Genomic DNA, 21,753 nt, shown 5'->3' on the forward strand with positions numbered 1-21,753 from the left:
GGAAATAGTAAACAATTAATAAATAATAAGTATGTCTGGGTTAATAGGAAAAAAAGTGGGCATGACCAGCATCTTTGATGAGAATGGAAAGAATATTCCATGTACCGTCATTGAGGCAGGACCATGCATCGTTACCCAAGTCAGAACCGAAGAGGTAGACGGGTATAGTGCCCTTCAACTCGGTTTCGATGACAAGGCAGAAAAACGTGCGAATAAGTCCGAAACGGGCCATTTCAAAAAAGCAGGTGCTTCTCCCAAGAAAAAAGTCGTCGAATTCCGTCATTTTGAAGGAGAACACAAACTAGGTGATACGCTGGGCGTAGATCTATTTGTTGAAGGAGAGTTTGTGGATGTTTCTGCAACTTCTAAAGGAAAAGGTTTCCAAGGGGTAGTAAAGAGACATGGCTTTGCCGGTGTTGGCCAAGCTACTCACGGACAGCACAACCGTTTGAGAGCACCTGGATCTATTGGTGCGGCCTCATATCCTGCAAGGGTCTTCAAAGGAATGAAGATGGCAGGTAGAATGGGAGGCGAACGAGTAACTGTTCAAAACCTTAGAGTATTGAAAATAGTGCCGGAAAAAAACCTGATCGTTTTGAAAGGAGCCGTTCCCGGGCATAAAAATGCTTACGTAACCATCGAGAAATAATGAAGGTAGCAGTTTTAGATATCAAAGGAAAAGAAACAGGGAGAAAGGCAGACCTTTCTGATGCTGTTTATAAGATAGAGCCTAATAACCATGCCATATATCTGGATGTTAAACAGTATAGGGCACATCAGAGGCAAGGTACCCACAAGACCAAGGAAAGAGCAGAGATAGTAGGGAGTACCCGTAAGATCAAAAAGCAAAAAGGAACCGGAACTGCAAGAGCAGGAAGTATTAAGTCTCCTATTTTTCGTGGTGGTGGTAGAATTTTCGGCCCAAGACCAAAGGATTACAGCTTAAAATTGAACAAAAACCTGAAGCGTTTGGCCCGTAAATCGGCCTTGAGCATTAAGAGTCAGGAGAATGCCATCATGGTAGTTGAAGACTTCAATTTTGAGACCCCGAAGACCAAAGAGTTTATCCAGGTTTTAAAGGGGCTGGGTCTTGAAAATAAAAAGTCCCTGTTTGTGTTGGGCGATTCAAATAATAACGTATATTTGTCGTCGCGCAATTTAGGAGGTTCAGAGGTCGTAACTAACTCAGAATTAAGTACTTATAAAATATTAAACGCGAATAATATTGTGCTTTTGGAAGGGTCTTTAGAGGGCATTGAATCCAACTTAAATAAATAGGAAAATCATGAGTGTGTTAATAAAGCCAATCATAACGGAAAAGATGACAGCAGATAGCGAGTTACATAATCGCTATGGTTTTATCGTGAATCCTAAAGCAAACAAGTTGCAGATCAAGGACGCGGTTGAGGGTACATATGGAGTTTCCGTTAAAAAGGTTCGTACCATGAATTATGGTCCAGACCGCAAGACCAAATTCACCAAAACTGGTGTACAACAGGGAAAAACAAAAGCCTATAAAAAGGCAATTGTTGATATTGTGGAAGGCGATGTCATTGATTTTTACAGTAATCTATAAAGACACGAAATGTCAGTTAGAAAATTAAAACCGATCACTCCCGGACAGCGATTTAAAGTAGTAAACGGATTTGACGCGCTTACTGCTGATAAGCCGGAGAAAAGCTTGCTTGCTCCGTTAAAAAAGTCGGGAGGTAGAAACAGTCATGGAAAGATGACCATGCGCCATAGAGGTGGAGGTCATAAAAGAAGGTATCGTCTAGTCGACTTTAAAAGGTTGAAGCACAATGTGGAAGCCGAAGTTACTTCTATTCAGTACGATCCTAACAGAACCGCTTTTATTGCTCTTTTGGCATATAAAGACGGGGAAAAGAGTTACATAATTGCCCAGAATGGATTACAGATAGGACAAGCTGTAATTTCTGGAAACGGTGTGGCACCAGAGATAGGGAATGCCTTACCAATGAATGAGATTCCATTAGGAACTATTATATCTTGTATTGAACTTCGTCCTGGTCAGGGAGCTGTAATGGCTAGAAGTGCAGGAACCTTTGCTCAGCTTATGGCTAAGGAAGGGAAGTTTGTGACTATAAAATTACCTTCAGGTGAAACCCGAATGGTACTTGGGAATTGTTTGGCCACTATAGGAGCTGTTTCCAACTCGGACCATCAATTGATCGTTTCTGGTAAAGCAGGACGAAGCAGATGGTTGGGTAGAAGACCAAGAACAAGACCGGTAGCTATGAACCCTGTAGATCACCCAATGGGTGGTGGGGAAGGAAAAGCCTCCGGAGGTCATCCAAGATCAAGAAATGGTATTCCTGCCAAAGGATATAGAACTCGTTCTAAAACCAAGGATACCAACAGATATATTATAGAACGTAGAAAGAAATAAAAAGTAGAAAGAAATGGCACGTTCACTAAAAAAAGGACCTTACGTTCATAATAGTCTGGAAAAGAAAGTCCAGCAGAATGTAGATTCAGGTAAGAAGACCGTCATTAAAACATGGTCTAGAGCTTCGATGATCACTCCAGATTTCGTTGGTCAAACCATTGCTGTACATAATGGAAAACAATTTGTTCCTGTCTATGTAACAGAAAACATGGTAGGTCACAAATTAGGCGAGTTCTCTCCAACAAGATCTTTTAGGGGTCATGCCGGAGCTAAAAATAAAGGTAAAAGGTAAGTAAGCTATGGGAGTTCGTAAAAAACAAATGGCCGAAAGAATAAAGGCAGAGAAGAAAGAGCTGGCATTCGCTAAATTGAATAATTGCCCAACATCGCCTCGTAAGATGCGTTTGGTAGCAGATTTGATTCGGGGTGCAGAAGTTGAAAAGGCACTAGCTATCTTGCGTTTTAATCCAAAAGAAGCTTCCCGTAGATTAGAGAAATTATTGCTTTCTGCGATCGCTAACTGGCAAGCTAAGAATGAGGATGCCAATATTGAAGAGGCCGATCTATTTATATCAGAGATCAGAGTAGATTCTGGTCGGATGCTTAAACGATTAAGACCAGCCCCTCAGGGAAGAGCACACAGAATAAGAAAGCGTTCTAATCATGTTACTTTGGTAGTAGGAGCAAACAATAATACAGAAGCATAGTATGGGACAAAAAACGAATCCAATAGGAAATCGCTTAGGGATCATCAGAGGATGGGAATCTAACTGGTATGGAGGAAATGACTACGGTGATAAACTTGCCGAGGATGATAAGATCCGCAAGTACATTCATGCTCGTTTGGCGAAAGCAAGTGTTTCCAGAGTAATTATTGAGAGAACTTTAAAATTGATCACCGTTACTATCACCACGGCAAGACCTGGTATCATTATCGGAAAAGGTGGTCAGGAAGTTGATAAATTAAAAGAAGAGCTTAAGAAGATCACGGACAAAGAAGTTCAGATCAACATCTTTGAGATCAAAAGACCTGAAGTTGACGCAAATCTGGTTGCTGCCAGTATTGCTCGTCAAATTGAAAACAGGATCTCTTACCGTAGGGCAATCAAAATGTCGATTGCTGCTGCCATGAGAATGAATGCTGAAGGAATTAAAATACAGATATCTGGCCGATTAAATGGGGCAGAGATGGCACGTTCAGAATCTTATAAAGATGGACGTATTCCATTATCTACCTTCAGAGCAGATATTGATTATGCCCAGCATGAGGCTCATACAACCTACGGAAGGTTAGGTTTAAAAGTATGGATCATGAAAGGGGAAGTTTATGGAAAAAGAGACCTTTCTCCATTAGTGGGAATGTCTAAGGGTACAGGAAAGGACAAAAACGATCCTGGAAAGAAACGCAGAAGAAAGTAATATATATTAAAGTAGTAGGAAGAAATGTTACAGCCAAAAAGAACCAAGTTTCGTAAAGCGCAAAAAGGCCGTATGAAAGGTAATTCCGGGAGGGGTCATCAACTCTCAAACGGGATGTTTGGAATTAAGTCAATGGATTCTAGCTTTATTACCTCGCGTCAGATAGAAGCCGCGCGTATTGCAGCTACACGATATATGAAAAGACAAGGGCAACTTTGGATCAAGATATTTCCAGACAAGCCTATTACCAAGAAGCCTTTAGAGGTGCGTATGGGTAAAGGTAAAGGAGCTCCGGAATATTTCGTGGCCGTTGTGAAACCCGGAAGGATTATGTTTGAAGTAGCCGGAGTGCCTTTGGACGTTGCACAGGAAGCTTTGCGATTGGCTGCCCAGAAATTACCGGTAAAAACAAAATTTATAGTGGCAAAAGATTACGATGCCGCGTAATTTTTATTGATTAAGATCATGAAACAATCAGAGATAACAGAATTATCGGTAGAGGAATTAAAGGAAAAAGTGACCGATTTCAAAAAGCAACATGCCGATTTGAAAATGGCTCATTCCGTAACACCACTGGAAAATCCACTTCAGTTAAGGAAAGTGAAAAGAACAGTAGCACGATTGGCAACTGAAATAACAAAAAGGGAAAACCAATAACGGGTTCTGCTTTATGGAAAAAAGAAATTTAAGAAAAGAACGAGTAGGGGTTGTAACCAGCAACAGAATGCAGAAATCGATTGTGGTTTCTGAAGTGAAGCGGGTAAAACATCCTATGTATGGTAAGTTCGTATTGCGGACAAAGAAATATGTTGCACACGATGAAACCAACGATTGCAATATTGGTGATAAAGTAAAGATCATGGAAACAAGACCTTTAAGTAAGACCAAATGTTGGAGATTGGTAGAAATCCTTGAAAGAGCTAAATAATTATGTTACAGCAAGAATCTAGACTTAAAGTGGCAGATAACACCGGAGCAAAAGAGGTGTTGACTATCCGCGTCCTTGGAGGAACCAAAAGGAGATATGCTTCTGTAGGGGATAAAATTGTAGTGTCTGTAAAGGAGGCTACCCCAAATGGGACCATTAAAAAAGGAGCAGTTTCAACTGCCGTGGTAGTGCGCACTAAGAAAGAAGTACGCAGACCAGACGGTTCTTATATCCGTTTCGATGATAACGCTTGTGTTCTTTTGAATCCAACGGGAGAAATGAGAGGAACCAGGGTTTTTGGACCGGTAGCCAGAGAGCTTAGGGACAAACAGTTCATGAAGATTGTTTCATTAGCTCCTGAGGTGCTATAAACATACAGACTATGAAGTTAAAAATTAAAACAGGGGATACAGTTCGCATCATAGCCGGAGACCATAAAGGTACCGAAGGTAAGGTGTTGACAGTAGACCGCATAAAGAATAAAGCAATCATTGAGGGCGCCAATATGGTTTCCAAACATGAGAAGCCTAGTGCAAAGAATCCACAGGGTGGGATTGTGAAAAAAGAATCACCTATTCATATTTCAAACTTGTCATTGATCGATGGCAAATCTGGAGATACTACCAGAGTTGGTTTTGAAATGAGAGATGGAAAAAAAGTGCGGGTTTCTAAAAAATCTAACGAGGTAATATAGTTATGGCTTACGTTCCAAGATTAAAGAAAGAATACCAAGAGCGCATTATAGCTGCGCTTAAGGAGGAATTTGGGTATGACAACGTCATGCAGGTTCCTAAATTAAAGAAAATTGTGATGAGCAGAGGTGTTGGTGCTGCCGTTGCTGATAAGAAACTTATTGACCATGCAATAGACGAAATGTCTATGATAACAGGTCAGAAAGCGGTCTCTACCATTTCTAAGAAAGACGTTGCGTCCTTCAAATTGAGAAAGGGTATGCCCATTGGCGCTAAGGTTACCTTAAGAGGCGAGCGTATGTATGAGTTTTTGGACAGGTTGGTAACAACTGCCTTGCCAAGGGTACGCGATTTTCAAGGGATAAGAGCTACCGGTTTCGACGGTCGTGGCAATTATAACTTGGGTGTCACCGAACAGATCATATTTCCTGAGATCAATATAGATAAGATCAATAGAATTAACGGAATGGATATCACCTTTGTGACCTCCGCAGAAACAGATAAAGAAGCAAAATCCTTGTTGACAGAACTGGGTCTACCTTTTAAAAAGAATTAGTATGGCTAAAGAATCAATGAAAGCCCGTGAACGTAAAAGGGCGAAAACAGTAGCGAAATACGCAGAGAAGAGAAAAGCCTTAAAAGAGGCCGGAGATTATGACGGGTTACAAAAATTACCGCGAAATGCTTCTCCTGTGCGTATGCACAATCGTTGCAAACTTACCGGAAGACCAAAAGGCTACATGAGGACTTTTGGACTCTCCAGGGTAATGTTCAGAGAAATGGCCAATAAGGGATTAATCCCAGGGGTTAAAAAAGCAAGTTGGTAGTACCATATAAAAAGGCAAGAAGATGTTTACAGATCCTATAGCAGATTATTTGACAAGAGTTAGAAACGCCAGTAGTGCGGGTCACAGGGTAGTTGAAATACCAGCTTCCAATCTAAAGAAAGAAATTACCAAGATCTTATTCGATCAGGGGTATATCCTTAGTTATAAATTTGAAGATAAAACGGTTCAGGGTATCATAAAAATTGCTTTGAAATACGACAAGAATACCAAAGAACCGGTCATTAAAAGAATACAACGAATCAGTAAACCTGGATTACGTAAGTATGCGGGATCTGATGATTTGCCAAGGGTTTTGAACGGTTTGGGAGTTGCAATTGTCTCTACCTCTCACGGGGTAATGACAAGCAAGCAAGCCGCAAGGGACAACGTAGGTGGAGAAGTTTTGTGCTACGTTTATTAAACCGAATAAAAGTTAAAGAAAATGTCTAGAATAGGAAACAATCCGATAGCGATCTCAGAAGGGACCACAGTAGAGATACTGGAGAACATCATTTCCGTGAAGGGAAAATTGGGAGAATTGACCCAAGAGTTCTCCGGAGTGGCTATTAAGGTAGAGGATAATCAAGTATGGGTGACCAGGCCTTCAGATTCTAAGGAGCACAAAGCAAAACACGGACTTTACAGATCCCTGATTTTTAATATGATCGAAGGAGTTGCTAAAGGATGGACAAAAGAACTAGAATTGGTAGGTGTTGGATACAGGGCCACTAATCAAGGTCAGAAATTAGATCTGGCACTAGGATTCTCTCATAATATTGTTTTCGAAATTACTCCAGAAGTAAAAGTTGAAACAACAGCAGAAAAGGGAAAGAATCCAACCATCAAATTAACCTCGCATGACAAGCAATTGATAGGACAAATTGCTGCTAAAATACGAGCGTTCCGTAAACCAGAACCTTACAAAGGAAAAGGGATCAAGTTTGTTGGTGAACAATTAAGAAGAAAAGCAGGAAAATCAGCATAAGAATAGTATTATGGGATTATCAAAAACACAAAGAAGAGAGCGCATCCAAAAGAGAATCAGAAAGATTTCTAATGGCACTGCAGAAAGACCTCGGTTGTCTGTTTACAGAAGCAACAAGGAGATCTATGCTCAGGTAATAGACGATACCAAGGGTGTAACCCTGGTTGCAGCTTCATCCAGAGATAAGGAATTGACCAAAAGCAAGGGCACCAAAATGGAGATAGCCTCCCAAGTAGGTAAGGCTGTAGCCGAAAAGGCTAAAAAAGCCGGGATAGATAAGGTAGCTTTTGATCGTGGCGGGAATTTATATCATGGTCGGGTGAAATCATTGGCCGAAGGCGCCAGAGAAGGTGGATTAAAATTTTAATTGATACTATGTACGGTAAATACAAGAATGTAGAAACAGTAAAACCCGGAGGTCTTGAACTTAAGGATCGCCTGGTAGGTGTTCAAAGGGTTACCAAGGTAACTAAGGGGGGAAGAGCTTTTGGTTTTTCTGCGATCGTAGTGGTAGGAGATGAGAGTGGTGTTGTAGGGCATGGTCTTGGAAAATCTAAGGACGTAGCAACGTCTATCGCCAAAGCCATTGAAGATGCTAAAAAGAATCTTATTCGTATTCCATTGAGCAAAGGCACTGTGCCTCATGAACAAAAAGGAAAATTTGGTGGAGCACGAGTGTATATTCAGCCTGCATCGCATGGTACCGGGGTTATAGCCGGTGGAGCTGTTAGAGCGGTGCTCGAGGCAGTAGGTGTGCAAGATGTATTGTCTAAATCTCAGGGTTCATCTAACCCACATAACGTCGTAAAAGCAACATTCGATGCACTCTTACAATTAAGGGATGCAAAAACTGTAGCGAATCAGCGAGGCATCGCCCTAGAAAAAGTATTTAAAGGATAAGGAACCATGGGAAAGATTAAAGTCACTCAATTAAAAAGCAGTATAAAAAGACCTCAAAGGCAAAAGAGGACCTTAGAGGCATTAGGACTGCGTAAGATAGGACAAGAGGTAGTGCACAACGATACTGCCAACATCCTTGGGATGATCAATAAAGTTAAACATTTGGTTTCTACAGAAGAAGCTTAAGAAATAAGTGTTGAAATGAATTTAAGCAATTTAAAACCAGCAGCAGGTTCTGTCCATAAAGACGGAAAGACAATTGGTAGAGGACAGGGCTCCGGAAAAGGAGGCACTGCCACCAGAGGTCATAAAGGTGCTAAATCTCGTTCTGGATACTCAAAGAAAATTGGTTTCGAGGGTGGTCAGCAGCCGTTGCAACGTAGAGTTCCTAAGTTTGGTTTTACCAATATAAACAGAATTGAATACCGCGGTATCAATTTAAATTCACTTCAGGAATTGGTAGACAAAGGTGCTGTAAAGAAGACCGTTGGTATCGAAGACCTGATTGTAAATAATTTAGCTGGAAAAAACGATTTGGTGAAAATTCTTGGAGGTGGAGAATTAAAAGCTCCACTCAAGATCTCTGTACACAAATTTACTGCAACTGCCAAGAAGGCCATTGAAGCTGCAGGCGGTGAAGCCATAATGTTATAAGAGAGCAGGCACTATGAAGAAATTTTTTGAGATCATATCAAATATTTGGAAGATTGAAGAGCTTAGGAACAGGATATTAGTGACCCTTGGCTTACTGGTTGTGTACCGTTTTGGTGCCCAGGTAGTGCTTCCCGGTATTGATACCTCACAATTGGCAGAACTTTCCTCTAACACGGAACAAGGGATCCTGGGGATTCTGAATGCCTTTACAGGGGGTGCATTTGCCAATGCTTCTGTTTTTGCCTTAGGCATCATGCCCTATATATCAGCATCTATTGTGGTGCAGTTAATGGGAATTGCCGTTCCTTATCTTCAAAAATTGGACAAGGAAGGTGAAAGTGGTCGAAAAACAAAGAATCAAATTACCCGATGGTTGACCATAGGGATCTGTATTGTACAGGCACCAGCCTATTTGTATAGCCTTGGTGCTTTGGGAGTACCAGATTCTGCTTTTTTATTAGGAAAAGGATTGAACTTTATAGTTCCTTCAGTGATCATTTTGGTAACAGGTTGTGTCTTCGCGATGTGGCTTGGAGAAAAGATTACTGATAAAGGAATTGGAAATGGAATTTCTCTACTCATCATGATAGGGATCATTGCTACCATGCCTCAGTCATTTGTGCAAGAAGCTATCACAAGATGGGATGGAAATGGTGGACCAATGTTGATTTTGGTAGAAGTTATTTTGTGGTTTATAGTGATCTTACTAAGTGTATTGTTGGTAATGGCCACTAGAAGGATACCCGTGCAATATGCAAGAAGGTCTGCTTCTGGCGGATATGAGAAGAATGTTATGGGCTCCAGACAATATATTCCACTAAAGTTGAATGCCTCTGGGGTTATGCCTATCATCTTTGCACAAGCTATTATGTTTGCGCCCGGATTGTTAGGGAGAACTTTTAATGATACGGCTATTGGCCAATGGATGGAAGTTCAGTTTCAGGATATCTTTGGATTGGCTTACAACATTTTGTTTGCCTTATTGATCATCATATTTACCTATTTCTATACGGCGATCACCGTGCCAACGAATAAAATGGCCGATGATCTTAAAAGAAGTGGTGGCTTTATTCCGGGGATACGACCAGGAAAAGAAACTGGTAATTTCTTAGATAAGATAATGTCCTTGATCACCTTACCGGGATCTGTATTTTTAGCCATGTTGGCTGTACTGCCTGCAGTAGTTGTGAAGTTAATGGACATTCAGGCAGGATGGGCATTGTTTTACGGAGGTACTTCATTGTTAATTATGGTGGGGGTTGCCATTGATACGGTTCAACAGGTGAATGCATATCTCTTGAACAGACATTATGACGGATTGATGAAAACAGGTAAAAATAGAAAAGTAGCATAGAATTATGGCCAAGCAAGCAGCTATAGAGCAGGATGGAAGTATCATTGAAGCATTATCCAATGCCATGTTTAGGGTGGAGTTGGAAAATGGTCATGTGGTCACCGCACATATTTCAGGAAAAATGCGGATGCATTATATAAAACTATTACCGGGCGACAAAGTGAAGCTCGAGATGAGTCCTTACGATTTGAGCAAGGCTAGAATTACATATAGATATTAAGAAACTCGAAACATGAAAGTAAGAGCATCGATAAAAAAGAGAAGTGCCGACTGCAAAATTGTTCGCAGAAAGGGCACATTGTACGTAATTAATAAGAAGAATCCTAGATTCAAACAAAGACAAGGGTAATTATGGCAAGAATTGCAGGGGTAGATATCCCAAAACAAAAAAGAGGTGTTATTGCACTTACCTACATCTTTGGAATAGGTAAAAACAGAGCAATTGAAATATTAGAGAAGGCCAAAGTAAGTGCAGATACAAAGGTATCTGACTGGGATGACGATGAAATTGGTCGTATCCGGGATGTGGTTACTTCCTACAAGATTGAAGGTGAATTGCGTTCAGAGAATCAGCTGAATATCAAAAGGCTTATGGATATTGGTTGTTACCGAGGCATCCGGCACAGATCCGGTCTGCCATTACGGGGGCAGCGAACCAAGAATAATTCCAGAACAAGGAAAGGAAAAAGAAAAACAGTGGCTAATAAGAAGAAAGCTACTAAGTAATAAGGCGTAGTATGGCAAAGACAGGTACAAAAGCAACGAAGAAACGTAAGGTAATTGTAGAATCTACCGGAGAAGCGCATATTACCGCTTCCTTCAATAATATCATTATCTCCCTTACCAATAAAAAAGGAGATGTAATTTCTTGGGCATCTGCCGGTAAAATGGGCTTTAGAGGTTCCAAGAAAAATACCCCCTATGCTGCTCAGATAGCCTCTGAAGAATGCGCGAAAACCGCTCATGATGCAGGTTTGAGAAAAGTGAAGGTATATGTGAAAGGTCCGGGAAATGGGCGTGAATCGGCTATCAGATCTTTGCACAATGCTGGGATAGAGGTTACAGAGATCATTGATGTAACCCCAATGCCTCACAATGGCTGCAGACCACCAAAAAGAAGAAGAGTTTAATTACAATCATTAACCCGAACATAAAGTTCTCACAAAAGTGTAGTTACGATTATCGAAGGATAAGCCTTAATTCATAATCACACTTTTAATTTAAAAGAAAATGGCAAGATACACAGGACCTAAATCAAAGATCGCCCGTAAATTCGGAGAAGCGATATTTGGAGAAGACAAGTCTTTTGATAAAAAGAATTATCCTCCAGGACAACACGGAAACAACAGACGCCGTGGAAAAAAATCAGAGTATGCTATTCAGTTAATGGAAAAGCAGAAAGCAAAGTATACCTATGGAATTTTGGAAAAACAATTCCGAAATCTTTTCGCTAAGGCCAACCGAAGCAAAGGAGTTACAGGGGAGGTATTACTGCAACTATGTGAAGCCCGTTTAGACAACGTGGTTTACAGAATGGGAATTTCTCCAACCAGAAGTGGAGCCAGACAATTGGTGTCACACAGACACATAACCGTTAATGGGGAATTAGTGAATATTCCTTCCTATTCTTTAAATGCTGGTGATGTAGTTGGTGTTAGGGAAAAATCAAAATCTCTAAAAGCCATTGGTGACTCATTGGCTGCTAATAGTAGCGTATACGAGTGGATTACCTGGAATTCTGACAAAATGGATGGAACTTTTGTTTCCGTTCCAGAAAGACTTCAGATCCCAGAGAACATCAAAGAACAATTAATCGTTGAGTTATACTCTAAATAAACAACACATATTCGACTATGGCATTATTTAATTTTCAGAAACCCGATAAAGTTATAATGATCGATTCCTCAGATTTCGAAGGGAAGTTTGAATTTCGCCCTTTGGAACCTGGTTATGGACTAACTGTTGGGAACGCGCTTAGAAGAGTTTTGCTTTCGTCTTTGGAGGGATTCGCGATTACTTCGGTGAGGATCGATAAAGTTGAGCACGAATTTTCCGTTATTGAAGGAGTAGTAGAAGACGTTACGGAAATTATCCTCAACCTCAAGCAGGTTCGTTTTAAAAGACAGATTGAAGACGTTAACGAAGAAACTGTTTCAGTTTCCGTTAGTGGAAAAGAACAACTTACAGCAGGAGATTTCCAAAAGTTTATCTCAGGATTCCAGGTGTTGAATCCGGAACTGGTGATCTGCAACATGGCTCCTAAGGTGAGCATCAATATGGAAATGATCATCGAAAAAGGACGAGGATATGTTCCTGCAGAGGAAAATAAGAAATCTAATGCTCCAATAGGAACCATAGCGGTAGATTCTATCTTCACTCCAGTGAAAAACGTAAAATACAGCATTGAGAACTTTAGGGTAGAACAAAAGACCGATTATGAGAAATTGATCTTTGAGATCGTTTCAGACGGTTCAATTCACCCAAAAGATGCACTGACAGAGGCTGCCAAAGTACTAATTCATCACTTTATGTTGTTCTCGGACGAACGCATCACCCTTGAGGCCGATGAGATCGCACAAACCGAGACCTATGATGAGGAATCGCTGCATATGAGACAGTTGTTGAAAACCAAATTGGTTGATATGGACCTGTCTGTAAGAGCCTTAAACTGCTTGAAGGCAGCAGAGGTAGATACCTTAGGGGACTTGGTTTCTTTCAACAAGAACGACTTGATGAAATTCAGGAATTTTGGTAAAAAATCCTTGACGGAATTGGAAGAACTCGTTATCAACAAGGGCTTGAACTTTGGGATGGACCTATCCAAATACAAACTAGATAAAGATTAATTTTAGCTTTTACCTGGGACTTTTAAGATAGACCCGAAAAAAAGATCAGATAGCAAAGAACGATGAGACACGGTAAGAAAGTCAATCACTTAGGGAGAAAAACGGCACATAGATCTGCTATGTTGGCTAATATGGCCTGTTCCTTAATTGAGCACAAAAGAATCAATACGACAGTAGCCAAGGCTAAGGCCTTAAAACAATTCATTGAACCCTTGATTACCAAATCAAAGGCAGAGAACAATGTGTCCCTTGAAAAAGGTACTCATAACAGACGAATCGTTTTTAGGAACCTCAGAGATAAATACGCAGTTTCAGAATTGTTTAGTACGGTTTCTGAAAAGATAGGTGACAGACCAGGAGGATATACCAGAATTATAAAACTGGGAAACCGTTTGGGAGATAACGCAGATATGGCCATGATAGAGTTGGTAGATTTCAACGAGATCTACAATGCTGGTAAGGCGAAGAAAAAGAAAACCACGCGTAGAAGCCGTAGTGCTAAGAAATCCGATACTGCTGTAGCCGCAGAGGAAACGAAGGAGGCAGAAGTTGAAACTCCAAAAGCGGAAACAGCTGAAGCAAAGGCTCCGGAAGCAAAGGCACCTAAGGCAGAGAAGCCTAAGAAAGAAGCTCCAAAGAAGGATGAGGGCGATAGTCCCAAAGAAACGAAAACAGATGATTCAAAGGAATAGGATGTTTATAACGTATGAAAAATTTGAAAAGGGTAGACCTAAAAGTCTATCCTTTTTTTATGTTTATTTGTGAAATCTAAAAAAATTGCAGTTCAATGAAGTATCAGACTAAAAAGAAAGCACTTTTATTGTTAGCAGACGGCACTATCTTTTATGGAAAGGCCGTAGGGAATACCGAAGGTACCGCCTTTGGTGAAGTTTGTTTTAATACTGGGATGACCGGGTATCAGGAAATTTTTACGGATCCTTCCTATTTTGGTCAGCTTATGGTAATGACGAATGCCCATATAGGGAATTACGGGGCGAATAATGAGGAAGTTGAATCAGAGTCGGTAAAGATTGCCGGGCTGATCTGTAAAAATTTCAGCTATGAATATTCAAGACCTGATACCGATGGAAGTTTACAAGAATTTCTGACAACTAATAAGACACTCGCCATCTCTGATGTAGATACACGGGCACTGGTTAGCTATATAAGGGACCATGGTGCCATGAATGCAGTTATCTCTACCCGAGTAGATGCTATAGACGAATTAAAAAAAGAGCTCGAAAAAGTACCAAGTATGGTGGGCCTTGAACTTTCTTCAAAGGTCTCCACAAAAGAACCGTATTATTTTGGCAAGGAAGATGCAACCTACCGTATTGCTGCCTTAGATATTGGTATAAAAAAGAACATTCTTCGAAATCTGGCAGCCAGAGATGCCTATATCAAAGTATTCCCTTATGATACCAGTTTTGCAGAACTGGAAGCTTGGGATCCAGACGGGTACTTTATTTCGAACGGACCTGGCGATCCTGAACCCTTAAAAGAAGCGATACAAACTGCCAAAGAGATCATTGCACAAGACAAGCCTTTATTTGGGATCTGCCTGGGACATCAGGTCATAGCGCTGGCCAATGGAGTGTCTACCTATAAAATGTACAATGGACACCGGGGAATTAATCATCCGGTGATCAATTTAGAAACCGGGAAGGGTGAGATCACATCTCAAAATCATGGTTTTGCGATCAACAGGGAACAAACGGAAGCACATCCGGAACTGGTCATTACTCATTTGCATCTCAATGATCAGACAGTGGCCGGAATACGTATAAAGAACAAAAACGTTTTTTCTGTTCAATACCATCCCGAAGCAAGCCCCGGTCCCCATGATTCGGCTTATCTTTTCGATCAATATTTCGAAATGATAAGGGAACATAGCAAAAAGGATATTTTGGTATAAAAGCACCGGAAAGGAAAGGCAATATCTCAGGAAAGAAGTTTAATTCCCAGAGGCCTTTTGTATCTTTGAAATAATAGAAATCAACCACATAAAGAAAGTAAATATGAGTATCATCCTGGATGTACATGCCCGTCAAATATTTGACTCAAGAGGAAATCCTACCGTGGAGGTAGATGTTGTTACACAAAATGGCGTTTTAGGAAGAGCTGCGGTTCCTTCCGGAGCTTCTACCGGCGAACACGAAGCCGTGGAATTAAGAGATGGAGGAAATGCTTTTATGGGCAAGGGCGTATTGAAAGCAGTAAAAAATGTAAATACGACTATTGCCGATAAGATACGAGGTATGATGGTTTTTGACCAAAACCTGATAGATCAAACTATGATCGACCTAGACGGAACTCCCAATAAGTCAAAATTAGGGGCCAATGCAATTTTAGGGGTTTCACTGGCGGCTGCTAAGGCAGCAGCTAATGAAATGGGCATGTCTCTGTATAGATATATAGGCGGGGTTAGTGCTAATACTTTACCTGTTCCTATGATGAATATCATCAATGGTGGATCGCATTCAGATGCACCTATTGCTTTTCAGGAGTTTATGGTAATGCCGGTAAAGGCTAAGAATTTTTCTCATGCCATTCAGATGGGGACGGAGATTTTCCACAACCTTAAGAAAGTATTACACGATAGAGGTTTAAGCACTGCGGTAGGAGACGAAGGTGGATTTGCGCCTACACTAGACGGCACAGAAGATGCCCTGGATACAATTGCCAAAGCAGTGAAAAAAGCAGGGTATACGCTTGGAGATGATGTTATGGTGGCATTAGACTGCGCTGCGGCTGAGTTCTATGTAAATGGAAAATACGATTACACAAAGTTTGAAGGCGATAAAGGCGCCATCAGAACCTCTGAAGAACAAGCAAAATACCTGGCTTCTTTATGTAAAAAATACCCTATCATATCTATTGAGGATGGGATGGATGAAAACGACTGGAAAGGCTGGAAGATATTGTCAGATCTGGTTGGAGATAAAGTTCAGTTGGTTGGGGACGATCTTTTTGTGACCAATGTAACCAGACTTTCCAAAGGGATCAAAGAGGGGATCGCTAATTCTATACTAATTAAGGTAAACCAAATTGGTACCTTAACAGAGACCATTGCAGCTGTGAACATGGCCAAAAATGCCGGATATACCAGTGTAATGTCTCATAGATCTGGAGAAACTGAAGACAATACAATTGCGGATTTGGCTGTAGCCTTAAATACAGGACAGATCAAAACAGGTTCGGCTTCACGCTCAGACCGTATGGCAAAATACAATCAGTTATTGCGCATTGAGGAAGAATTGGGATCTGTAGCTTATTATCCCGGAGTTCATGCCTTTAAGGTAGGGCAATAAAAGAACTAAACAATAACTGGAGGCCTTTCGTATTTCGAAAGGCCTTTTTTTTTGACTCCGGACATGCCATAGAGGACTATAAGAAACTCTGTAGTAATCAAAAATAGAGACCTCTCATTTATCATGAGATACCTCTTGCAATTTTCCTATAAATATTAAGATAAACAGCTTTACATAATTGTGAAGGACGTGCCTTTTTCTTACCTTTAACTCACTCTCAGAATAACACCAAAATCACATCCATGAAAGATAAAGCTATACTTGAATACGAAGGCAAAAAATACGAATTCCCGGTAGTAGAGGGAACTGAGAAGGAACTTGCCATTGATATTAAAACTCTTCGGTCTTCCACAGGTATGATTACCCTGGATCCCGGATATAAGAACACAGGTTCCTGTGAAAGTGCTATTACCTATCTGGATGGGGAAAAAGGTATTTTAAGGTACAGAGGCTATAATATTGAAGAGTTAGCTGAGAAAGCTGATTTTCTGGAAACAGCATATCTTCTCATCTTTGGTGAATTACCTAATAAAGAGGAACTAGATAAGTTCCATGATGATATAAAACATGAATCGCATGTAGATGAGGAAATGAAAAAGATATTGGATGCCTTTCCAAAGTCGGCCCACCCCATGGGTGTACTTTCTTCCTTAACCAGTGCGTTGATCGCTTTTAACCCTACTTCAGTAAATATTTCCTCTGAGAAGGAGATGTACTATTCCATCGTTCGTATTATGGCGAAATTTCCTGTACTGGTAGCCTGGACCATGAGAAAGCAAAAAGGATTACCCTTAGATTACGGAGACGATTCACTAGGCTACGTGGAAAATCTGCACAAAATGATGTTTAAAAGACCCAATAAGGAGTATGTAAACAACAAGATCGTGATAGATGCGCTAGATCAGTTACTCATTCTTCACGCAGACCACGAACAAAACTGTTCTACTTCTACAGTAAGGATCACTGGTTCATCGCATGCCGGCTTATTTGTTTCACTTTCTGCGGGGATATCCGCACTTTGGGGCCCATTGCACGGAGGAGCAAACCAGGCAGTATTGGAAATGCTGGAGGCTATTGAAGAAGATGGGGGCGATACTCAAAAATATATGAACAAGGCCAAGGATAAAGATGATCCGTTCAGGTTGATGGGCTTTGGGCACAGGGTGTATAAAAATTTCGATCCACGTGCCAAGATCATTAAACGGGCAGCAGATGAAGTGCTTAGCGATCTGGGTATTGAAGATCCAATTTTGAATATAGCCAAAGGTCTGGAAAAAGTAGCCTTGGAAGATTCTTACTTTGTAAAACGCAAATTATATCCAAACGTAGATTTCTACTCAGGTATCATTTACAGGGCCTTAGGCATTCCAACAGAAATGTTTACAGTGATGTTCGCCATGGGAAGATTACCCGGATGGATCGCCCAATGGCGCGAAATGCGTTTACGTGGTGAACCAATAGGGCGACCAAGACAAGTGTATATTGGAGAGAACCAACGTCCGTTTGTACCGCTAAAGAAGCGCTAGAATACACAATGTATGCTCCAACTCCATGTCCAGGATGAGACATCTTTATTAAAAGCCGTAGTTCTGGGTACAGCAAAGAGCTGTGGCCCGGCACCCTCTCCTCAGGAGGCATATGATCCCAAATCACTGGAGCATATCTTGGCAGGCACCTATCCTAAAGAAGCCGATATGGTTGAGGAAATGGAAGCCTTTAATGCTGTCTTAGTGAAGCATGGGGTGCAGGTCTTCAGGCCTGAAGTACTTACCGATTGTAATCAGATCTTTTCCAGAGATATTGCCTTTGTCTTAGAAGATAAGCTTATCAAGGCCAATATTTTACCAGACAGAGAGAAGGAATTTGATGCCATTATTCATGTGCTCGATGTTATAAACCCCGAAAATATTTTAATACCTCCGCCAGATGTGCATGTAGAAGGAGGAGATGTTATGCCATGGAAGGACTATATCTTTGTGGGAACATATAGTGGGGAAGATTACGCCAGTTATATCACTGCAAGAACCAATATGGCAGCTGTGGACTATCTGAAAGAGCAATTTGCCCATAAGAAGATCAAATCATTCGAACTGCGAAAATCGAATACAAACCCAAAAGAAAATGCATTACACTTAGATTGCTGTTTTCAACCTATCGGAAGGAATAAAGCCATCCTACACAAGAATGGGTTTCTAATAGAGGAAGAATACCAATGGCTGGTAGACTATTTTGGCAAGGATAATATCTTTGAGATCAGCAGTGAGGAAATGTATCAGATGTTCAGCAATGTTTTTTCTATCTCTCCAGAGGTGATAGTGTCTGAGAAGTCCTTCACCCGACTTAATACCTGGCTTCGCGACCAAGGATTTACTGTTGAGGAGGTCCCATATGCCGAGATTGGGAAACAAGAGGGATTGTTACGATGCAGTACCCTTCCGTTGATCAGGGAATAGATTACTTTTTTTGTAAAGTAACGCGATTTTATTTTGAAAATCGGCTATTATAAGACCCTTAAAAAGCCATAACTTTACGGAGCTTTTTATTACTGTTATATGCAGATCACAAATTCAATTCTTATGGTTAGGCCCGTTCGTTTTCGAATGAATGAGGAAACGGCCGTTAACAATTATTTCCAGGAAGATCTTGATATAAAAAATCAGACCATCAATCTAAGGGCTCAGGTAGAATTTGATGATTTTGTAACGGCTTTGCGAGCAAAAGGAGTTGAGGTTATCGTAGTAGATGACATTTTTGAGAGAGATACTCCAGACTCTATCTTCCCTAATAATTGGATCTCGTTTCACGAGAATGGAATTGTTGGGTTGTATCCTATGTTTGCAGAGAACAGGCGAAGAGAACGACGTGAGGATATCCTCGATATTCTCGAAGAAAAAGGATTTCAAATTGAAGGGGTCATGGACTATACCTCTGCAGAGAACGAGGAGTTATTTTTAGAAGGTACCGGAAGTATTGTGATGGACAGAGAAAACCAAAAAGCCTATTGTGCATTATCTCCCAGGGCAGATGAAAACCTGTTTATTGAGTTCTGTGAGGATATGGAGTGTACGCCGGTGATCTTTACGGCATACCAGTCTGTCGATGGGAACAGAATGCCCATTTATCATACCAATGTTATGATGAGTATTGCTGAATCTTTTGCAGTGATATGTTTGGATTCCATTGATAATAAGAAAGAACGCAAGAATGTCATTGATCATTTAAAGAATGACGGTAAAGAGATCATTGCTATTTCAGAAATACAGGAACAGCACTTCGCAGGGAATATGCTGCAGGTAATTGGGAACGATGATAAACGATATTTAGTAATGAGCTCAGCAGCTTATCATAGCCTCACTGAAGATCAGTGCAAAGCAATTTATAAGCATTGTGAGATCATTCATAGTCCTTTAGATACCATAGAAACGTGCGGTGGAGGTAGTGCGCGGTGTATGATGGCGGAGATCTTTCTGCCCAGAGTTTCTGTTCTTTCCTGATCTTATTTCTTAGTCTTTGAAATATTGCGGATCATTCCTCCAAAGATGAAATAGTGGAAGGGAACAATAGAATACCAATACAACCTGCCTCGTAAGCCTTTCGGCCTGAAAGTAGCTGTTTGATGTAAGACATCATTCTTATCTATCTTAAACTCCAGCCAGGCTTCTCCCGGCAGTCTCATCTCTGCGAATAACAATAGTCGCTTCCCTTTTTTATCTGCCAGGAGTACCCTCCAGAAATCGAGTGAATCACCTGGATATATCTTATCCGGATGTGTACGACCACGGCGCAGGCCTACACCCCCGGTTAATTTATCGATAAAGCCACGTATCTTCCACAACCAGTTTCCATAATACCATCCTTGCTCACCCCCAATTTTCCAGATATTTTCTAGTACACCTTCAGCGTCTTGCAACTTCAGCTTTTTTTCATCTTTCAGGACCCCATACTTTGGCACCTGAATATACTTTTCCAGGTTCTTTTGAAATCGGCCACTCACCATACTGTCTTTCCAGCTGCTCACTACCAGATTCTGTTCTATTTTTTTAAAGGCCATGTCAATAGCTTCTATATAGGAATGGGTCTCAATACCCAATAATTCCTGCAAGCGGTTATCCTTGGCTACAACTTCCATTTTCATGCTGTCTACAAGATTCACAGCGAGTTTATAAGAAGTAGAGGTCACAAAATACAACCAGTATGAAGAAAGTTTAGGCGTCATGACAGGAACGGTAAGGATCCAGTTCTTAAAGCCCCTTGCCCTGGCATATTGCTGAAGCATTTCTTTATAGGTGAGAATATCTTTCCCACCAATATCGAAAGAGTCATTATAGGTTTCCTTTTTTCCAAGGACCCCTGAAAGAAAGTTAATGACATCCCTAATGCCAATGGGCTGAGCCTTGGTAAGCACCCACTTAGGAGTTATCATTACAGGGAGTTTTTCACACAGATCACGTATTATTTCAAAAGAAGAACTGCCAGATCCTACTATGATGCCGGCTCTTAAGACCGTAAGATTAAATGATCCCTGATACAGTATGTCCTCCACATTTTTTCGTGACCTAAGGTGCTTGGACAATTTCTCTTCATTTACAATCCCGCTCAAATAGATGACCTGTTCAACAGAAGTGGTTTTCATATAAGCGTTAAAGGTCTCTGCAGACAGGGATTCCTTTTCATCAAAATCCTGGGTAGAAGAACTCATGGAATGGATAAGGTAGTAGGCCGCTTTAATGTCTTTGGGAAGTAAATCCGGAGATGCTTTTTGAAGAAAATCGATCTCAACTACGGTGATTCGGGAGAGTGTTTCCTCATCCACAGATAGTCGTTTTTTATCGCGAACCGCACAGATCACCTCATGTCCCATATCAAGTAGTCTGGGCAATAAACGCATTCCTATATAGCCGTTGGCTCCTGTGAGTAGAATCTTCATTTGTTATAGATCTTCTATGCTGGTTGGTGCTGTATCAGCCTTGTAATTGAGCAGCTTTTTAAAGAATTTTTGTATGGCCTTGGTGTCTGAACGGACCTTTATAAAATAATGATCCCTGTAGATAGAATAGACGGCAAAATCCCCTTTGTAAATGGTGAGTTTATAGAAAGGAATGACCAGGGCGAAAGTTTCCAGAAGAGACCGAAAACGCACTATGATACCTTTTGGTCTTATTTCTACATTGCAACTATCCAGATTATTATCCAGGATAAGTAAGTTGCGTATTTCCAGACTAGCCTCGGTAATAAATAGCTTTGGAGAACCTATTCCTCCCATGGCCCAGCGCTCTTTCAGGGTAAAGGGTTTCCCCACCTCTGCATCTATCTTGTGGGTTATTTCTTTATTGTTATACGATACATTTAAAAGCATATTCGTTCTTTTTCATTAGCTGCATAAAGTTACCTAAAACATTAGGGAATCCCATTTAAGAAAGCCACAAA

At 40.8% G+C, this 21,753-nt stretch carries 35 protein-coding genes; 33 read left to right on the forward strand and 2 right to left on the reverse strand.

Annotated features, from left to right (window positions below; translation table 11 throughout):
* Positions 1 to 31: 31 nt before the first annotated feature.
* From rplC to ctlX, 33 genes are all read left to right on the forward strand, one after another.
* Positions 32 to 649 carry a 50S ribosomal protein L3 gene (gene rplC / locus Q0X72_RS02950; RefSeq protein WP_297761823.1) on the forward strand — a complete coding sequence of 206 codons (618 nt, stop codon included), beginning with the start codon at positions 32 to 34 and terminating at the stop codon, positions 647 to 649.
* Entirely contained in the window at positions 649 to 1,278 is a 630-nt protein-coding gene (rplD, locus tag Q0X72_RS02955) for a 50S ribosomal protein L4 (protein ID WP_297761824.1), read from the forward strand. Before rplC ends, rplD begins: the two co-directional genes overlap by 1 nt.
* 7 nt (positions 1,279 to 1,285) lie before the next feature.
* A complete protein-coding gene (gene rplW / locus Q0X72_RS02960; RefSeq protein ID WP_297761826.1) occupies positions 1,286 to 1,576 on the forward strand; it encodes a 50S ribosomal protein L23 in 291 nt (96 codons plus the stop codon).
* 9 nt (positions 1,577 to 1,585) lie between these two features.
* Complete coding sequence (gene rplB, locus Q0X72_RS02965; RefSeq protein ID WP_297761829.1) at positions 1,586 to 2,410, forward strand: 50S ribosomal protein L2; 825 nt, start codon at positions 1,586 to 1,588, stop codon at positions 2,408 to 2,410.
* A gap of 13 nt (positions 2,411 to 2,423) precedes the next feature.
* Positions 2,424 to 2,702 (forward strand): 30S ribosomal protein S19, encoded by a 279-nt coding sequence (rpsS, locus tag Q0X72_RS02970; RefSeq protein ID WP_297761830.1) that lies wholly within the window; start codon positions 2,424 to 2,426, stop codon positions 2,700 to 2,702.
* A gap of 7 nt (positions 2,703 to 2,709) precedes the next feature.
* On the forward strand, positions 2,710 to 3,117 hold the full coding sequence (gene rplV / locus Q0X72_RS02975) for a 50S ribosomal protein L22 (RefSeq protein WP_297761832.1): 408 nt from the start codon (positions 2,710 to 2,712) through the stop codon (positions 3,115 to 3,117).
* 1 nt (position 3,118) lies between these two features.
* Positions 3,119 to 3,829, forward strand: a complete 711-nt coding sequence (rpsC, locus tag Q0X72_RS02980) for a 30S ribosomal protein S3 (protein WP_297761834.1) — start codon at positions 3,119 to 3,121, stop codon at positions 3,827 to 3,829.
* Positions 3,830 to 3,853: 24 nt separating this feature from the next.
* Complete coding sequence (rplP, locus tag Q0X72_RS02985; protein ID WP_297761836.1) at positions 3,854 to 4,276, forward strand: 50S ribosomal protein L16; 423 nt, start codon at positions 3,854 to 3,856, stop codon at positions 4,274 to 4,276.
* Between the two features lie 18 nt (positions 4,277 to 4,294).
* Positions 4,295 to 4,486, forward strand: coding sequence for a 50S ribosomal protein L29 (rpmC, locus tag Q0X72_RS02990; RefSeq protein WP_297761838.1), 192 nt, complete (start codon positions 4,295 to 4,297; stop codon positions 4,484 to 4,486).
* A 13-nt stretch (positions 4,487 to 4,499) separates the two neighbouring features.
* Positions 4,500 to 4,757 carry a 30S ribosomal protein S17 gene (gene rpsQ / locus Q0X72_RS02995; protein WP_297761839.1) on the forward strand — a complete coding sequence of 86 codons (258 nt, stop codon included), beginning with the start codon at positions 4,500 to 4,502 and terminating at the stop codon, positions 4,755 to 4,757.
* 2 nt (positions 4,758 to 4,759) lie between these two features.
* Positions 4,760 to 5,128 carry a 50S ribosomal protein L14 gene (rplN, locus tag Q0X72_RS03000; RefSeq protein ID WP_129605547.1) on the forward strand — a complete coding sequence of 123 codons (369 nt, stop codon included), beginning with the start codon at positions 4,760 to 4,762 and terminating at the stop codon, positions 5,126 to 5,128.
* Positions 5,129 to 5,139: 11 nt separating this feature from the next.
* Positions 5,140 to 5,451 carry a 50S ribosomal protein L24 gene (gene rplX, locus Q0X72_RS03005; protein ID WP_297761847.1) on the forward strand — a complete coding sequence of 104 codons (312 nt, stop codon included), beginning with the start codon at positions 5,140 to 5,142 and terminating at the stop codon, positions 5,449 to 5,451.
* A gap of 2 nt (positions 5,452 to 5,453) precedes the next feature.
* Positions 5,454 to 6,005, forward strand: a complete 552-nt coding sequence (gene rplE / locus Q0X72_RS03010; RefSeq protein ID WP_297761849.1) for a 50S ribosomal protein L5 — start codon at positions 5,454 to 5,456, stop codon at positions 6,003 to 6,005.
* Position 6,006: 1 nt separating this feature from the next.
* Entirely contained in the window at positions 6,007 to 6,276 is a 270-nt protein-coding gene (gene rpsN / locus Q0X72_RS03015; protein ID WP_297761851.1) for a 30S ribosomal protein S14, read from the forward strand.
* Between the two features lie 22 nt (positions 6,277 to 6,298).
* Positions 6,299 to 6,697, forward strand: a complete 399-nt coding sequence (gene rpsH, locus Q0X72_RS03020; protein WP_297761853.1) for a 30S ribosomal protein S8 — start codon at positions 6,299 to 6,301, stop codon at positions 6,695 to 6,697.
* Positions 6,698 to 6,718: 21 nt separating this feature from the next.
* Positions 6,719 to 7,261: a 50S ribosomal protein L6 gene (rplF, locus tag Q0X72_RS03025; protein WP_297761854.1), complete on the forward strand. Its 543-nt coding sequence runs from the start codon at positions 6,719 to 6,721 to the stop codon at positions 7,259 to 7,261.
* A 10-nt stretch (positions 7,262 to 7,271) separates the two neighbouring features.
* A complete protein-coding gene (gene rplR, locus Q0X72_RS03030; RefSeq protein WP_297761856.1) occupies positions 7,272 to 7,628 on the forward strand; it encodes a 50S ribosomal protein L18 in 357 nt (118 codons plus the stop codon).
* Between the two features lie 8 nt (positions 7,629 to 7,636).
* Positions 7,637 to 8,161, forward strand: a complete 525-nt coding sequence (gene rpsE / locus Q0X72_RS03035; protein ID WP_297761858.1) for a 30S ribosomal protein S5 — start codon at positions 7,637 to 7,639, stop codon at positions 8,159 to 8,161.
* A gap of 6 nt (positions 8,162 to 8,167) precedes the next feature.
* Entirely contained in the window at positions 8,168 to 8,347 is a 180-nt protein-coding gene (gene rpmD, locus Q0X72_RS03040) for a 50S ribosomal protein L30 (RefSeq protein WP_297761859.1), read from the forward strand.
* A 15-nt stretch (positions 8,348 to 8,362) separates the two neighbouring features.
* Positions 8,363 to 8,815 (forward strand): 50S ribosomal protein L15, encoded by a 453-nt coding sequence (gene rplO / locus Q0X72_RS03045; RefSeq protein WP_297761861.1) that lies wholly within the window; start codon positions 8,363 to 8,365, stop codon positions 8,813 to 8,815.
* Positions 8,816 to 8,828: 13 nt separating this feature from the next.
* A complete protein-coding gene (gene secY / locus Q0X72_RS03050) occupies positions 8,829 to 10,169 on the forward strand; it encodes a preprotein translocase subunit SecY (RefSeq protein WP_297761863.1) in 1,341 nt (446 codons plus the stop codon).
* A gap of 4 nt (positions 10,170 to 10,173) precedes the next feature.
* Positions 10,174 to 10,389, forward strand: a complete 216-nt coding sequence (gene infA / locus Q0X72_RS03055) for a translation initiation factor IF-1 (protein WP_013751343.1) — start codon at positions 10,174 to 10,176, stop codon at positions 10,387 to 10,389.
* A gap of 12 nt (positions 10,390 to 10,401) precedes the next feature.
* A complete protein-coding gene (gene ykgO / locus Q0X72_RS03060; RefSeq protein ID WP_122514977.1) occupies positions 10,402 to 10,518 on the forward strand; it encodes a type B 50S ribosomal protein L36 in 117 nt (38 codons plus the stop codon).
* A 2-nt stretch (positions 10,519 to 10,520) separates the two neighbouring features.
* On the forward strand, positions 10,521 to 10,895 hold the full coding sequence (gene rpsM, locus Q0X72_RS03065; RefSeq protein ID WP_297761882.1) for a 30S ribosomal protein S13: 375 nt from the start codon (positions 10,521 to 10,523) through the stop codon (positions 10,893 to 10,895).
* 11 nt (positions 10,896 to 10,906) lie between these two features.
* A complete protein-coding gene (gene rpsK, locus Q0X72_RS03070; RefSeq protein WP_297761884.1) occupies positions 10,907 to 11,299 on the forward strand; it encodes a 30S ribosomal protein S11 in 393 nt (130 codons plus the stop codon).
* Between the two features lie 100 nt (positions 11,300 to 11,399).
* Positions 11,400 to 12,005: a 30S ribosomal protein S4 gene (rpsD, locus tag Q0X72_RS03075; protein WP_297761886.1), complete on the forward strand. Its 606-nt coding sequence runs from the start codon at positions 11,400 to 11,402 to the stop codon at positions 12,003 to 12,005.
* A 17-nt stretch (positions 12,006 to 12,022) separates the two neighbouring features.
* On the forward strand, positions 12,023 to 13,015 hold the full coding sequence (locus tag Q0X72_RS03080) for a DNA-directed RNA polymerase subunit alpha (RefSeq protein ID WP_297761887.1): 993 nt from the start codon (positions 12,023 to 12,025) through the stop codon (positions 13,013 to 13,015).
* 62 nt (positions 13,016 to 13,077) lie between these two features.
* On the forward strand, positions 13,078 to 13,707 hold the full coding sequence (gene rplQ, locus Q0X72_RS03085) for a 50S ribosomal protein L17 (protein WP_297761889.1): 630 nt from the start codon (positions 13,078 to 13,080) through the stop codon (positions 13,705 to 13,707).
* A gap of 95 nt (positions 13,708 to 13,802) precedes the next feature.
* The gene (gene carA / locus Q0X72_RS03090) at positions 13,803 to 14,930 is read left to right on the forward strand and encodes a glutamine-hydrolyzing carbamoyl-phosphate synthase small subunit (RefSeq protein ID WP_297761891.1); all 1,128 of its coding nucleotides are present in this window, start codon (positions 13,803 to 13,805) and stop codon (positions 14,928 to 14,930) included.
* Between the two features lie 103 nt (positions 14,931 to 15,033).
* Positions 15,034 to 16,326 (forward strand): phosphopyruvate hydratase, encoded by a 1,293-nt coding sequence (gene eno / locus Q0X72_RS03095; RefSeq protein ID WP_297761893.1) that lies wholly within the window; start codon positions 15,034 to 15,036, stop codon positions 16,324 to 16,326.
* A 242-nt stretch (positions 16,327 to 16,568) separates the two neighbouring features.
* Entirely contained in the window at positions 16,569 to 17,852 is a 1,284-nt protein-coding gene (locus Q0X72_RS03100) for a citrate synthase (protein ID WP_297761895.1), read from the forward strand.
* Between the two features lie 12 nt (positions 17,853 to 17,864).
* Complete coding sequence (locus Q0X72_RS03105; protein ID WP_297761897.1) at positions 17,865 to 18,779, forward strand: dimethylarginine dimethylaminohydrolase family protein; 915 nt, start codon at positions 17,865 to 17,867, stop codon at positions 18,777 to 18,779.
* 99 nt (positions 18,780 to 18,878) lie between these two features.
* Entirely contained in the window at positions 18,879 to 19,820 is a 942-nt protein-coding gene (gene ctlX / locus Q0X72_RS03110) for a citrulline utilization hydrolase CtlX (RefSeq protein WP_297761899.1), read from the forward strand.
* Between the two features lie 2 nt (positions 19,821 to 19,822).
* On the opposite strand, the gene Q0X72_RS03115 is transcribed toward ctlX, so the two are convergent.
* Together Q0X72_RS03115 and Q0X72_RS03120 are read right to left on the reverse strand one after the other, a co-directional pair.
* A complete protein-coding gene (locus tag Q0X72_RS03115) occupies positions 19,823 to 21,253 on the reverse strand; it encodes an SDR family oxidoreductase (RefSeq protein ID WP_297761901.1) in 1,431 nt (476 codons plus the stop codon).
* Positions 21,254 to 21,256: 3 nt separating this feature from the next.
* Positions 21,257 to 21,682 (reverse strand): hypothetical protein, encoded by a 426-nt coding sequence (locus Q0X72_RS03120; RefSeq protein WP_297761903.1) that lies wholly within the window; start codon positions 21,680 to 21,682, stop codon positions 21,257 to 21,259.
* Positions 21,683 to 21,753: the final 71 nt, after the last annotated feature.

The sequence above is a fragment of the uncultured Muriicola sp. genome (assembly GCF_947258935.1).
Lineage (GTDB): Bacteria > Bacteroidota > Bacteroidia > Flavobacteriales > Flavobacteriaceae > Muriicola.

Bases quoted from the DNA above. Each gene is read 5' to 3' on its own strand.
- rplC (WP_297761823.1), top strand. From the start codon at position 32: ATGTCTGGGTTAATAGGAAAAAAAGTGGGCATGACCAGCATCTTTGAT.
- rplD (WP_297761824.1), top strand. From the start codon at position 649: ATGAAGGTAGCAGTTTTAGATATCAAAGGAAAAGAAACAGGGAGAAAG.
- rplW (WP_297761826.1), top strand. From the start codon at position 1,286: ATGAGTGTGTTAATAAAGCCAATCATAACGGAAAAGATGACAGCAGAT.
- rplB (WP_297761829.1), top strand. From the start codon at position 1,586: ATGTCAGTTAGAAAATTAAAACCGATCACTCCCGGACAGCGATTTAAA.
- rpsS (WP_297761830.1), top strand. From the start codon at position 2,424: ATGGCACGTTCACTAAAAAAAGGACCTTACGTTCATAATAGTCTGGAA.
- rplV (WP_297761832.1), top strand. From the start codon at position 2,710: ATGGGAGTTCGTAAAAAACAAATGGCCGAAAGAATAAAGGCAGAGAAG.
- rpsC (WP_297761834.1), top strand. From the start codon at position 3,119: ATGGGACAAAAAACGAATCCAATAGGAAATCGCTTAGGGATCATCAGA.
- rplP (WP_297761836.1), top strand. From the start codon at position 3,854: ATGTTACAGCCAAAAAGAACCAAGTTTCGTAAAGCGCAAAAAGGCCGT.
- rpmC (WP_297761838.1), top strand. From the start codon at position 4,295: ATGAAACAATCAGAGATAACAGAATTATCGGTAGAGGAATTAAAGGAA.
- rpsQ (WP_297761839.1), top strand. From the start codon at position 4,500: ATGGAAAAAAGAAATTTAAGAAAAGAACGAGTAGGGGTTGTAACCAGC.
- rplN (WP_129605547.1), top strand. From the start codon at position 4,760: ATGTTACAGCAAGAATCTAGACTTAAAGTGGCAGATAACACCGGAGCA.
- rplX (WP_297761847.1), top strand. From the start codon at position 5,140: ATGAAGTTAAAAATTAAAACAGGGGATACAGTTCGCATCATAGCCGGA.
- rplE (WP_297761849.1), top strand. From the start codon at position 5,454: ATGGCTTACGTTCCAAGATTAAAGAAAGAATACCAAGAGCGCATTATA.
- rpsN (WP_297761851.1), top strand. From the start codon at position 6,007: ATGGCTAAAGAATCAATGAAAGCCCGTGAACGTAAAAGGGCGAAAACA.
- rpsH (WP_297761853.1), top strand. From the start codon at position 6,299: ATGTTTACAGATCCTATAGCAGATTATTTGACAAGAGTTAGAAACGCC.
- rplF (WP_297761854.1), top strand. From the start codon at position 6,719: ATGTCTAGAATAGGAAACAATCCGATAGCGATCTCAGAAGGGACCACA.
- rplR (WP_297761856.1), top strand. From the start codon at position 7,272: ATGGGATTATCAAAAACACAAAGAAGAGAGCGCATCCAAAAGAGAATC.
- rpsE (WP_297761858.1), top strand. From the start codon at position 7,637: ATGTACGGTAAATACAAGAATGTAGAAACAGTAAAACCCGGAGGTCTT.
- rpmD (WP_297761859.1), top strand. From the start codon at position 8,168: ATGGGAAAGATTAAAGTCACTCAATTAAAAAGCAGTATAAAAAGACCT.
- rplO (WP_297761861.1), top strand. From the start codon at position 8,363: ATGAATTTAAGCAATTTAAAACCAGCAGCAGGTTCTGTCCATAAAGAC.
- secY (WP_297761863.1), top strand. From the start codon at position 8,829: ATGAAGAAATTTTTTGAGATCATATCAAATATTTGGAAGATTGAAGAG.
- infA (WP_013751343.1), top strand. From the start codon at position 10,174: ATGGCCAAGCAAGCAGCTATAGAGCAGGATGGAAGTATCATTGAAGCA.
- ykgO (WP_122514977.1), top strand. From the start codon at position 10,402: ATGAAAGTAAGAGCATCGATAAAAAAGAGAAGTGCCGACTGCAAAATT.
- rpsM (WP_297761882.1), top strand. From the start codon at position 10,521: ATGGCAAGAATTGCAGGGGTAGATATCCCAAAACAAAAAAGAGGTGTT.
- rpsK (WP_297761884.1), top strand. From the start codon at position 10,907: ATGGCAAAGACAGGTACAAAAGCAACGAAGAAACGTAAGGTAATTGTA.
- rpsD (WP_297761886.1), top strand. From the start codon at position 11,400: ATGGCAAGATACACAGGACCTAAATCAAAGATCGCCCGTAAATTCGGA.
- Q0X72_RS03080 (WP_297761887.1), top strand. From the start codon at position 12,023: ATGGCATTATTTAATTTTCAGAAACCCGATAAAGTTATAATGATCGAT.
- rplQ (WP_297761889.1), top strand. From the start codon at position 13,078: ATGAGACACGGTAAGAAAGTCAATCACTTAGGGAGAAAAACGGCACAT.
- carA (WP_297761891.1), top strand. From the start codon at position 13,803: ATGAAGTATCAGACTAAAAAGAAAGCACTTTTATTGTTAGCAGACGGC.
- eno (WP_297761893.1), top strand. From the start codon at position 15,034: ATGAGTATCATCCTGGATGTACATGCCCGTCAAATATTTGACTCAAGA.
- Q0X72_RS03100 (WP_297761895.1), top strand. From the start codon at position 16,569: ATGAAAGATAAAGCTATACTTGAATACGAAGGCAAAAAATACGAATTC.
- Q0X72_RS03105 (WP_297761897.1), top strand. From the start codon at position 17,865: ATGCTCCAACTCCATGTCCAGGATGAGACATCTTTATTAAAAGCCGTA.
- ctlX (WP_297761899.1), top strand. From the start codon at position 18,879: ATGCAGATCACAAATTCAATTCTTATGGTTAGGCCCGTTCGTTTTCGA.
- Q0X72_RS03115 (WP_297761901.1), bottom strand. From the start codon at position 21,253: ATGAAGATTCTACTCACAGGAGCCAACGGCTATATAGGAATGCGTTTA.
- Q0X72_RS03120 (WP_297761903.1), bottom strand. From the start codon at position 21,682: ATGCTTTTAAATGTATCGTATAACAATAAAGAAATAACCCACAAGATA.